This window comes from Thermocaproicibacter melissae (assembly GCF_024498295.1).
GTDB lineage: Bacteria > Bacillota > Clostridia > Oscillospirales > Acutalibacteraceae > Thermocaproicibacter > Thermocaproicibacter melissae.
In genome coordinates, this window is the sequence record NZ_CP101827.1 from 1,484,133 (window position 1) to 1,494,714 (window position 10,582).

Below are 10,582 nucleotides of genomic sequence, written 5' to 3' on the forward strand. Positions count from 1 at the left end.
AAGCGGCACCAAGCCGCCTTCGGGAGCTTTTTTGGCTAGAAAGGTTTTTGAGTTATTCTGTCTGGGTTTCACCAGTTACGACCGTTGTTTTCTGAACCTCCGGTTTTTCTACCAGCTTGCGCAGGCAGTGGTAAGCGACCATGACGGCGAGCGCCATCAGCAGAACGGCAACAATCAGCTGCAAGCCGTCTGTAAGAAATTCAAATTTGCCGGCGCCCATTTTCACGAAAATATTGACGACAGCCATAACCAACGCCGTCATTGTGACGACAAGCATTACGGTCATCGGGACATACAGCATCCAACCTTCGCGGCCCGTCGTCTTGAGGAACACCGCAAGCGCGATGAGGACAAGCGCGGCGAGCAGCTGGTTCGTGGAGCCAAACAGCGCCCAGATGTTGTTATAGCCGCCGAAGGCGAGAACAAAGCCAAGGGCCAGCGTAATCACCGTAGCAACATATTTGTTGGTGAGGAATTTCGTCAACGGAGTATGTGCCTTACCGTCTTCGTCATACAGTAGTTCCTGCATGGACATGCGGCCGATGCGTGCAACCGAGTCAAGCGTTGTCAGGCAAAGCGCGGAAACGCACATCGTCATGCTGCACTTTGCAACATATTCGGACATCCCAAACTTCTGGAAGAAGCCCGCAACACCAGCGGAGAAAATCTGGAACGGAGTTCCGTCTGGCAGTTTGCCGTTTTTCGCGGCAGCGCCGGCTACCACAAGCGCCGCAACCGCCAGCAGTGACTCCACAACCATGGCGCCGTAGCCGACCGGAAGCATATCCTTTTCGTTCTGAATCTGCTTCGATGAAGTTCCGGAAGAAACAAGGCTGTGGAAGCCGGAAACCGCACCGCAGGCGATGGTGACGAACAGCATCGGGAACAGCGTTGAGCCTTTCACGTTAAAGCTGGTGAACGCCTGGATATTCATATCCGGCTGCGTCACGAAAATGCCGACGACCGCGCCGAGAATCATAAAAATTAGCAAAAACGCGCTTAAATAATCACGCGGCTGCATCAGAATCCACATCGGGACGACGGCTGCAAAGAAGATATACGCGAACACAACCAAAAGCCACTGAATCTTGTTTAAGTAAACCGGCCAAACCATGCCGGCAGCCATCATGGCAACGAACAAGGCGATTCCGACAAGGAAAGTAACAATTTGGTTCGGTTTTACATATTTCAGGAACAGGCCAAACAAAACTGCACCGAGAATGTAAAACAGAGAAATGGAGCCAGCCGCTGCGTTGGGAGCCGTGGCTGCACTCACGGTTACAGCGGCGCCGAGGGAATAGCTCTTGTCTGCCACCGCTGCGCTGAAGGTGGAAGCTACCATGTCGCCGAACGCAGCAATTACAAGCAGAGAGAACAGCCAGCAGAACATCAGGAACAGGCGCTTGCCGGTCTTCCCGATGTACTGTTCAATGATAAGCCCAATGGATTTGCCCTCGTTTTTCACCGACGCGTAGAGGGCACCGAAGTCCTGAACCGCGCCGAAGAACACGCCGCCGATTAGAATCCACAGCAGCGCCGGCACCCAGCCGAACATTGCCGCGAGAATCGGTCCCGTTACAGGTCCGGCACCCGCAATGGTGGAAAACTGGTGCGCGAAGACAATCTGCTTTGGGGCCGGAGCGTAGTCCTGCCCATCCTCATGGGCATAGGCAGGTGTCTTTTCCTGAGGATCGATTCCCCACTTCTTGACCAGCCATCTGCCGTAGAAGACGTAGCCGCCTAACAGCACGGCAATGGCGATGAGAATGATGGCCAATCCGTTCATAGTGCTTCTTTCCTTTCTCCATGTAGATTTTCGGGTAATACCGCATCTGCTGGCAACAAAAAAGCCTTCGTCTCCGATTTCTCAGAGACGAAGGCTTAACCTCCGCGTTACCACTCTGCTTGCCGCATTTCTGCGACCAACTCAGCCATATCGGGCCGCCACGCGGCCTTAATATGCCCGGTTATAACGGTCCGGTTCCGGCGATGCTTACTTGTTCCCCGTTCAGCACGCTGCTCGCGGGAGATTCGCCTGCGAAACATCCTGCCGCCTTCCACCAACCGGCGGCTCTCTGTGAGGAGTGGTCTCGTGGCATTGCCCGTTCCTCGCATTTGCGATATTTTTCTTTGAGCATAATCTTAATGCTCCAAAATAACTTTGTCAACACCTTTTGAAAAATTGTACGAATCCGTGCAAATGATTTACCATTTTACCAAGTTGAATTGTTAAAATTGACAAATCTGTCCAAATAAGCAAAAAAAGCCCTTGACAAACAAAAGAAAATGTTTTACCCTTGAAGCCAACAATTTCAAATGCGTTGATTGGGAAGGAATGTGGGTCCATACGCATCCAGAGAGCCGCCGGCCGGTGTGAGGCGGCGCGTATCCCACACGAAATCACCCATGAGCAGGGCGCCGAAAACGCAAGTGAGTAAGTGTCCCCGGGGTTCCCCCGTTACCGGGAAGTGCATTGTTGGATGCACGCAGAGATGCCGCTTAAAAAACGGTAAGCAGAGTGGTACCGCGGAAGCTTTACAGCCTTCGCCTCTGGCAACAGAGGTGAAGGCTGTTTTTTATTCCACATATTCGTTACGAACCTGAAGGAGGAACCGTTATGCAGTTAACAGGAGCACAAATCGTGATGGAGTGTCTGCTGGAACAGGGAGTGGATACGGTGTTCGGCTACCCGGGCGGGGCCGTGCTGAATATTTACGACGCGCTCTACGAATACCGCGGCCGAATCCGGCACATCCGCACCTGCCACGAGCAGGCGGCAGCCCATGCGGCAGACGGTTATGCGCGCGCCTCCGGAAAAACAGGGGTCTGCATTGCGACCTCCGGCCCCGGCGCGACGAATCTTGTGACCGGCATCGCCACCGCTTACATGGACTCCATTCCGATGGTAGCCATCACGGGTAATGTAACCCGCGACCTTCTGGGTCTTGACAGCTTTCAGGAGGTTGATATCACCGGCATCACCATGCCGGTAACAAAGCACAATTTTCTTGTAAAAGACGTGAAGCACCTTGCGGACACCCTCCGCAACGCGTTCCGAATCGCCAACACAGGCCGTAAAGGGCCGGTGCTCGTCGATATTCCGAAAGACATTACCGCGCAGAAAACGGAATTCACACCGAAAAAACCGCTCGTGCCGGAGTGCTCCGATTTCCCGCCGGATAAGTGTTTTACAGAGGCTCTGGAGATGCTGCAGAACAGCAAGCGGCCGTTCTTCTACTGCGGCGGCGGCGTCGTTTCCGCAGACGCTTCCAAAGAGGCGGCGGAATTTGCCGAAAAGCTCGATGCACCTGTTTCCTGCTCGCTGATGTGCCAGGGCGGTTTTGACCAAACCAGCAAGCGCTACCTCGGCATGCTCGGCATGCACGGAACGAAAGCCTCGGCAGAAGCCATCAGAGATTGCGACCTGCTTGTGGCTGCCGGCACACGCTTTTCCGACCGCGTCATCTGCAACGCCAACCTTTTCGCACGCAACTGCAAAATCATCCAAATCGACATTGACGCGGCGGAGTTCGGCAAAAATATCGACGTTGACCTCAAGCTGCGCGGTGACGTGAAGAAAATCCTCGCAAAGCTCAATGAGATGCTTCCGCAGCAGAAGCACCCCGAATGGATGGACCAGATGGAAGTGAGCAGGCAGGCATTCCCGCTCAAGCAAACGGGCGGCCCAAACGACGTGCTTCCGCAGGACGTTCTGGAAACCCTCTGCCGCCTCACGGACGGCAACGCCATTCTCACCACGGAAGTCGGGCAGCACCAGATGTGGGCTGCGCAGTACTACACGTTCCGCGAACCGCGTCATTTCCTCACTTCCGGCGGCCTTGGAACCATGGGTTACGGACTCGGCGCGGCGCTGGGCGCAAAAACGGCGCGGCCGGATGCAACGGTCGTCAACGTTGCCGGCGACGGCAGCTTCCGCATGAACTGCGCCGAGCTTTCCACCCTCGCTCACTACAAGGTTCCGGTTGTGGAGCTGATTTTTGACAACCAAACGCTCGGCATGGTGCGCCAGTGGCAGAAACTCTTCTACGGTGGCCGCTTCTCGCAGTCCGATGTAGACCCGGATATCGACTACGCAAAGCTCGCGGAAGCGTTCGGAGTCAAGTCTTACCGCATCGCGTCGAAGGATGAAATTGAACCGGTTCTGCGCGAGGCGCTGGCACAGAACGCGCCGGTGCTTGTGGACTGCGTCATAAGCAAAGACGAAAACGTCCTGCCAATGGTTCCGGCGGGCAAGTCGGTAGAAGACCCGATTCTTGAAATGTAGTTTTGAAGGAGGAAACGGATATGCAGGAAGCCGGCGAAAAGGAATACCTTGTTTCGGTTCTCGCAAAGAACAATCCGGGTGTGCTACTGCGCATTTCGGGGCTGTTCAGCAGGCGGTGCTACAACATCCTCAGCATCGTGGCAGCACAGACGGAGAACACCGAATATTCCCGAATTTTAATTGTTGTTTCCGGCGACGACCGCATCGTGCGCCAAGTTGATAAACAGCTCAGCAAGCTGGAAGACATTGAAGAAGTTCATGTCCTTGACAAAGAGCACGCGGTCATCCGCGAGCATCTGCTTCTCAAGGTGGAACGCACCCCGGAAAACAGCGATAAGCTCGTGGCCATTGCCGATGTGTTCCACGCCAATATTCTCAATGTGTCGCCGCATTCCATGATTGTTGAACTCACGGGCAGCGCATCCACGCTCAACTCGTTTATTGAACTTTACACTCCGTACCATATCCAGAAGATTCTGCGCACCGGTTCCATGGCCCTTGCGACGGATTGATTCCGCTTTCCGAGCTATGCAAGTTCCGTTCGCAGGAAAAAAGGAGAAACCAGTCATGACCCTAGATAAAATCTATCAGGCGGCCTTCACTCTAAAGGACGCTGCACGCAAAACCGACCTCATTAAGGCACCTCTCATCAACCCGGAAAGCGACGTCTACCTAAAAGCCGAAAATCTTCAGGTGACCGGCTCCTTTAAGCTGCGCGGCGCCTACAACAAAATCAGCCGCCTCACCCCCGAGGAGCGGGAACGCGGCGTGATTGCCTGCTCCGCCGGAAACCACGCGCAGGGCGTGGCTCTTGCCGCAGCGAAGAACGGAATCCGCGCGCTCATCTGTATTCCCGACGGCGCACCGATTTCCAAGGTGGAAGCGACGCGCAGTTACGGCGCCGAAGTTCGGCTTGTTCCGGGCGTTTACGACGACGCTTACCGCGAAGCCTGCCGCCTGCAAAAAGAAAGCGGCGCGGTATTCATTCATCCGTTCGACGATGAAGACGTCATTGCCGGGCAGGGCACCATCGGGCTTGAAATTCTTGAGCAGCTTCCCGACGCAGACGCGGTTTTTGTGCCGGTCGGCGGCGGCGGACTGATTTCCGGCGTAGCTTACGCCATCAAGGCGCTGCGGCCGGAATGCAAAGTCTACGGCGTCCAGGCGGCAGGCGCGCCGAGCATGGTGCGATCTCTGCGCGACAAGAAAATCGAGACCCTCAGCGGTGTAAACACGTTTGCCGACGGCATTGCCGTGAAATGCCCGGGCAAACTGACCTATGACCTTTGCAGCAAATACGTTGACAAGATGGTAACGGTAACCGATGACGAAATTGCTACCGCAATTCTCGCGCTGATTGAACAGCACAAGATGATTGCCGAGGGTGCTGGCGCGGTCTCTGTTGCGGCTGCCATGTTCAACAAGGCAGACATCAAGGGCAAAAAGACCGTCTGCCTCGTCTCCGGCGGCAACATTGACGTAACGATTCTCTCGCGCGTTATCAACCGCGGCTTAATCAAAGAGGGCCGCCAAGGGCGGCTGACAATCGAGCTGATCGACCGCCCCGGCGAGCTGAGGGAGGTTTCCTCCATCATCGCAAAACTCGGCGGAAACGTCATCAGCGTCCGCCACGACCGCAGCGGCGAGGAAAGCGACATCACCGCCTGCACCTTGTCAATCGGCGTGGAAACGAGAAACCGTGCTCATCTGAATGAGATTCGTGACGCAATCATCAAAGCCGGTTACCGCATCGTTGCCTAAAGAAAAACATCGAAAGGATGAGTTGTTATGCTGACTATATCCACCAAAAACGCTCCGGCCGCAATCGGCCCCTATTCCCAAGCCATTATCGCCGGCAACACGGTCTACGCAAGCGGGCAGATTCCGATTGTTCCGGCAACGGGCGAGCTGGTTCAGGGCGATATTACCGTGCAGGCTGAGCAGGTGATGAAGAATGTCGGCGAGATTCTCAAGGCTGCCGGCGTTTCCTACGCAAATGTTGTAAAAACAACGTGCTATCTTGCGGACATGAAAGACTTTGCCGCATTTAACGCCGTTTATGAGAAATATTTCACCGGCAAACCCGCTCGCTCCTGCGTTGCGGTGAAAGACCTTCCGAAGGGCGCACTCTGCGAGGTTGAAGTCATCGCAGTTCAATAATTTTGCTTACAAGATTCCTCCATATTACCATCCGGTTTTCAAAAAGCCGCCCCTGTAACTCCCGCGAAAACGGAAGATGCAGGGGCGGCTCCTTTTTTGCACAAAACTCACGCTTACTGCGCAATATCCGCTGTCGTGCCGCCGATAAGCGCAAGCAGGTCTTTGGGGTTCAGTTCGACCTGCGTTCCGATGCGCCCACCGCTGACGAAAATTGTCTCAAGCCCTTCACAACGGCGGTCAATCACCGTGCGGAACTGCTTCTTCATGCCGATTGGCGAGCAGCCGCCGCGAATGTAACCCGTCACTTTATTGATTTCATTGACGTGAATCATCTCAACCGATTTTACGCCGACGCTTTTTGCCGCCGCTTTGAGGTTCAGTTCCATTGCCACCGGCACAACAAACACATAGAAGTTATGGTCGGAGCCGCGTGTCACAAGCGTCTTGAACACGCGCTGCACATCTTCGCCGAGCTTTTGTGCCACCGAGACGCCGTCAATCTTGCCGTCTTTATTGTCATAGAACCACGGCTTGTAGGGAATCTTCGCCTGTTCGAGGATTCTCATTACGTTTGTTTTCAATTCCTTTGCCATTTGCATTTCACCTTTTCTAATCTGCCGCCTTACAGCGCCATCATCATAATTGTAAAAAGCGACGCGGCGGTTAATATTCCCACACAGAACCATGCGCGTATTTTCTCCCGTTTTCCGTTTGCGTAATCCCCCATCACCTTTTCGCTTGAAGTCAGCATCGTGAGGAAAATCAGAATCGGGGTCATCAGCACACCGCCCGCCGCCTGCACAAATACGGCGATGCCGTTCAGCCGCAAGCCGGGAATAAGCGCCATGCCTGCCGCGAGGAGCACGCTGAATGTATAAACGCCGTAAAAGCCCGGCGCCTGCCGGAAGCTGTCGTTCATGCTTTTCGACCATCCGAGCGATTCTGCCACGCTCCAGGAGGAGGAGAGCGAGACCGTTACCGCCGCAAGCAGTCCGGAATCAAACAATCCTAGGGCAAACAACGCACCCGCCAGCGGGCCGAACCGTTCATTCAGCGCCGCCACAATCTGCGGTGCTCCGGCGTTCTCCACATCCGGAATGGTTCCGAAAACGGAAGAGCCGATGAAAATTAGCGCAGCCGCAATCGCCGCTTGGCAGATACACCCGAAAAGCGTGTCGCGCCGCCCGCTGCGTATCTGCTGCGCACGCTGACAGCTGTCGGAATACGCGCCGTTCTGGTAAAAAATCATCCACGGGGCCACGGCATTGCCAATCAGCGCAGCGGTATACCACCGAAAAGGCCTGCCCGTACAGAGGAAAATGCTTTGCGCTGCGCTCACCGCCGGCCGTGCAAAGCAGGCAAAAACAAGAAAGAGAAGGTTGAACAGGCCGATGAAAAGCCCGAACCGCTGTTTTGTTTCATAGCCGCTGAAAACCGCGATGGAGAGTGTAAGGCAGACGCTCAGCGCCACAGCCGCCGCAACCGGGAGGCCAAGCAGTTCCAGCCCGGCGGACATGCCGACGAACTCCGTCAGAAGGGTGAGCTGGTTTTCCACGAACAGCGCCACAACCTGAAAGGCCATTAGGCCCGTTCCGTAGCGTTCCCGCAGAAGCTGGGTATAGCCTTTCTCCGAGGCGACACCGAGGCGCATCGCCATTTCCTGCACAGTGTAGGTTACGGCAGTCAAGCACAAGGTGAGCGGAATGAACACGGCCCAGCCGAATTTCGCACCCGTCACGGTGTAGGAAATCAGGCCGCCCGCGTCGTTGTCTGCCATGGCTGCAAGCACGCCGGGGCCAAGGAGCAGAAAAAAAGAGAGAGGCCGCCGCTTTTTTCTGCGCATGAAAACACCCCCAAAGCAGTCTATGCCTTGGGGGATAATTTGTTCCGAAGATGAAATTTTGTAAAGCTACCTTATTCCACAATCTTCCACTTCACGCCGTTAGGTGTGTCTTCGACCACAACATGGCGGGCTTTCAGCTCATCGCGGATGCGGTCGGCTTCCGCCCAGTTCTTCTCCTTGCGGGCCTTTGTGCGCGCCGCAATCAGTGCTTCAATCTCCTCGTCGGCAGATTTCTCCTGTTTTGCGTAGAGCAGGCCGAGTACACCGGCAAGGCTTTCAAACAAATCGAGCGCGAATGAGCAAAGCTCCTTGGAAGGGGCCTTTTCCGCATTCAGATTGGTGTTGATGTCCTTTGCCAAGTCAAACAGCGCCGCAAGCGCATCGGCGGTGTTGAGGTCGTCCTCCATCGCCTCAATGAACTGATTCTCGTATTCTTCGAATCTGCGGCGAATCTCCTTTTCGCCCTCTTTTTCGCCGGACGGCACATGTTCCATGAGGAAGCGGAGATTGTCGCGGCAGTTGTAAAGGCGCTCCAGCGAGGAACGGCACTGCTCCATGACATCCTCGCTGTAATTGATGGGCGTGCGGTAATGGGCGGAAACCATCAGGAAGCGAATCGGCTCGTAGCCGTATTTTGCCGCCACCTCACGCACCGTGAGGAAATTGCCGAGTGATTTTGACATTTTCTTGTTGTTGATGTTGATGTAGCCGTTGTGCATCCAGTAGCGCGCAAATGGAACGCCGTTGCAGCACTCGCTTTGCGCAATCTCATTCTCGTGGTGGGGGAAGATTAAATCCTGACCGCCGCAGTGAATGTCAATCGTCTTGCCGAGGTAGCGTCGCGCCATGGCGGAGCACTCGATGTGCCAGCCCGGGCGGCCTTTACCCCACGGGGAATCCCAGCTGGGTTCGCCGGGCTTGGAAGCCTTCCAGAGTGCGAAATCGAGCGGGTCTTCCTTCTGCTCGCCTACGGCGATGCGCGCGCCGGACATCAGGTCGTCAAGCGGCTGATGGGAGAGCTTGCCGTATTCCTTGTCCTTCTTGGTACGGAAATAAACATCCCCGTTCGGTGCAGGGTAAGCATATCCCTTTTCCACAAGCGTGGAAACAATCGAAATAATCTCGTCTATGTTCTCCGTTGCCAGCGGATGGACGGTGGCGGGGCGCACGTTGAGGCCCTCTGCGTCTGTTTTGTATTCTTCAATATACCGGCGCGAAATCGTCAGATAATCGGAATTCTCCTCATTCGCGCGGCGGATGATTTTATCGTCGATATCGGTGAAGTTCTGTACAAATGTAACCTTCATGCCGCGGTACTCCAAGTAGCGGCGCAGTACGTCAAACACGCAGATAGGCCGCGCGTTGCCGATGTGAATGAAGTTATAAACCGTCGGTCCGCAGGCGTAAATATGTGCTTCGCCCGGCACGAGGGGAACGAATTCTTCTTTTTGGCGGGTCAGAGTATTGTAAATTTTCATGTTTTTCTGCCTCCTGTTTTTTGAATCGGGATTTTCATTCTGCAGATTTCTTCTCCGCTTGGGCTGAAAGCGCGTCAAGCTTTTTCTGAAGGCGTTCGATTTCACAGCCCAAGTAGCAAAGCTGCTGCGAAACCGGGTCGCTGTAATGAATCTGGTCGAGGTTTGCAGGGCGAACGCCGCTCACGCGCACAACGCGCGCCGGAACACCCACCGCCGTGGCATTGTCCGGGACTTCGTTGAGCACCACGGCTCCCGCCGCAATGCGGGCATTGTCGCCGACGCGGAACGGTCCAAGGATCTTCGCGCCCGCGCCCACAAGCACATTGTTGCCGAGCGTGGGGTGGCGCTTGCCGTGGTCTTTGCCGGTGCCGCCGAGCGTTACGCCTTGGTAAAGCGTGCAGTAGTCACCGATTTCTGCCGTTTCGCCGATAACGACGCCCATGCCGTGGTCGATGAACAATCCCTTTCCGATTTTTGCACCGGGGTGAATCTCAATTCCTGTTTTATGCCGTGCACGCTGCGAAATATACCTAGCAATAAATTTATGCCCATGTTCGTAAAACCAATGCGCAATGCGGTAAGAACGCACCGCCTTAAACCCCGAGTACAGGAAAAAGACTTCCCATCTGGAACGTGCCGCAGGGTCACGTTCTATAATGGAATCCAGTTCCTGCTTCAGCTGGTCGAACATATCATCCCTCCTAAAGGTCTCTTGCCGGAACTTCAAGAACCTTATGAAATTCCGGAACACAGAAAAAACGCCTCCGTCCCCTTTTTGGGGGACGGAGGCGGTAAAAGTCCGCGGTTCCACTCCGT

At 55.0% G+C, this 10,582-nt stretch carries 9 protein-coding genes and 3 other annotated features (1 of these 12 running past the window's edge); of the genes, 4 read left to right on the forward strand and 5 right to left on the reverse strand.

Going from position 1 to position 10,582, the window contains the following annotated elements; translation table 11 throughout:
• Window positions 1-52 precede the first annotated feature (52 nt).
• The gene (locus NOG13_RS07290) at window positions 53-1,786 is read right to left on the reverse strand and encodes a carbon starvation CstA family protein (RefSeq protein ID WP_283109912.1); all 1,734 of its coding nucleotides are present in this window, start codon (window positions 1,784-1,786) and stop codon (window positions 53-55) included.
• Between the two features lie 80 nt (window positions 1,787-1,866).
• Window positions 1,867-2,119, reverse strand: a binding site (T-box leader).
• 193 nt (window positions 2,120-2,312) lie between these two features.
• Window positions 2,313-2,555, forward strand: a binding site (T-box leader).
• Window positions 2,556-2,617: 62 nt separating this feature from the next.
• Here NOG13_RS07290 and ilvB point away from each other — a divergent pair.
• From ilvB to NOG13_RS07310, 4 genes are read left to right on the forward strand one after another with little or no spacing between them, the layout of a single operon-like run.
• The gene (gene ilvB / locus NOG13_RS07295; protein ID WP_283109913.1) at window positions 2,618-4,285 is read left to right on the forward strand and encodes a biosynthetic-type acetolactate synthase large subunit; all 1,668 of its coding nucleotides are present in this window, start codon (window positions 2,618-2,620) and stop codon (window positions 4,283-4,285) included.
• A gap of 20 nt (window positions 4,286-4,305) precedes the next feature.
• Window positions 4,306-4,797, forward strand: a complete 492-nt coding sequence (ilvN, locus tag NOG13_RS07300; protein WP_283109914.1) for an acetolactate synthase small subunit — start codon at window positions 4,306-4,308, stop codon at window positions 4,795-4,797.
• Between the two features lie 55 nt (window positions 4,798-4,852).
• Complete coding sequence (ilvA, locus tag NOG13_RS07305; RefSeq protein WP_283109915.1) at window positions 4,853-6,046, forward strand: threonine ammonia-lyase; 1,194 nt, start codon at window positions 4,853-4,855, stop codon at window positions 6,044-6,046.
• Window positions 6,047-6,073: 27 nt separating this feature from the next.
• Complete coding sequence (locus tag NOG13_RS07310; protein WP_283109916.1) at window positions 6,074-6,445, forward strand: RidA family protein; 372 nt, start codon at window positions 6,074-6,076, stop codon at window positions 6,443-6,445.
• A 113-nt stretch (window positions 6,446-6,558) separates the two neighbouring features.
• Here NOG13_RS07310 and ybaK read toward each other — a convergent pair whose 3' ends face one another.
• The 4 genes from ybaK to cysE all read right to left on the reverse strand — a co-directional run bounded on the left by ybaK (window position 6,559) and on the right by cysE (window position 10,457).
• On the reverse strand, window positions 6,559-7,038 hold the full coding sequence (ybaK, locus tag NOG13_RS07315; RefSeq protein WP_283109917.1) for a Cys-tRNA(Pro) deacylase: 480 nt from the start codon (window positions 7,036-7,038) through the stop codon (window positions 6,559-6,561).
• A gap of 29 nt (window positions 7,039-7,067) precedes the next feature.
• Entirely contained in the window at window positions 7,068-8,288 is a 1,221-nt protein-coding gene (locus NOG13_RS07320) for an NRAMP family divalent metal transporter (RefSeq protein ID WP_283109918.1), read from the reverse strand.
• 71 nt (window positions 8,289-8,359) lie between these two features.
• Window positions 8,360-9,766 (reverse strand): cysteine--tRNA ligase, encoded by a 1,407-nt coding sequence (cysS, locus tag NOG13_RS07325; protein WP_283109919.1) that lies wholly within the window; start codon window positions 9,764-9,766, stop codon window positions 8,360-8,362.
• A 34-nt stretch (window positions 9,767-9,800) separates the two neighbouring features.
• The gene (gene cysE, locus NOG13_RS07330; protein WP_283109920.1) at window positions 9,801-10,457 is read right to left on the reverse strand and encodes a serine O-acetyltransferase; all 657 of its coding nucleotides are present in this window, start codon (window positions 10,455-10,457) and stop codon (window positions 9,801-9,803) included.
• Window positions 10,458-10,547: 90 nt separating this feature from the next.
• Window positions 10,548-10,582: a binding site (T-box leader), on the reverse strand; it runs 173 nt beyond the window's last position.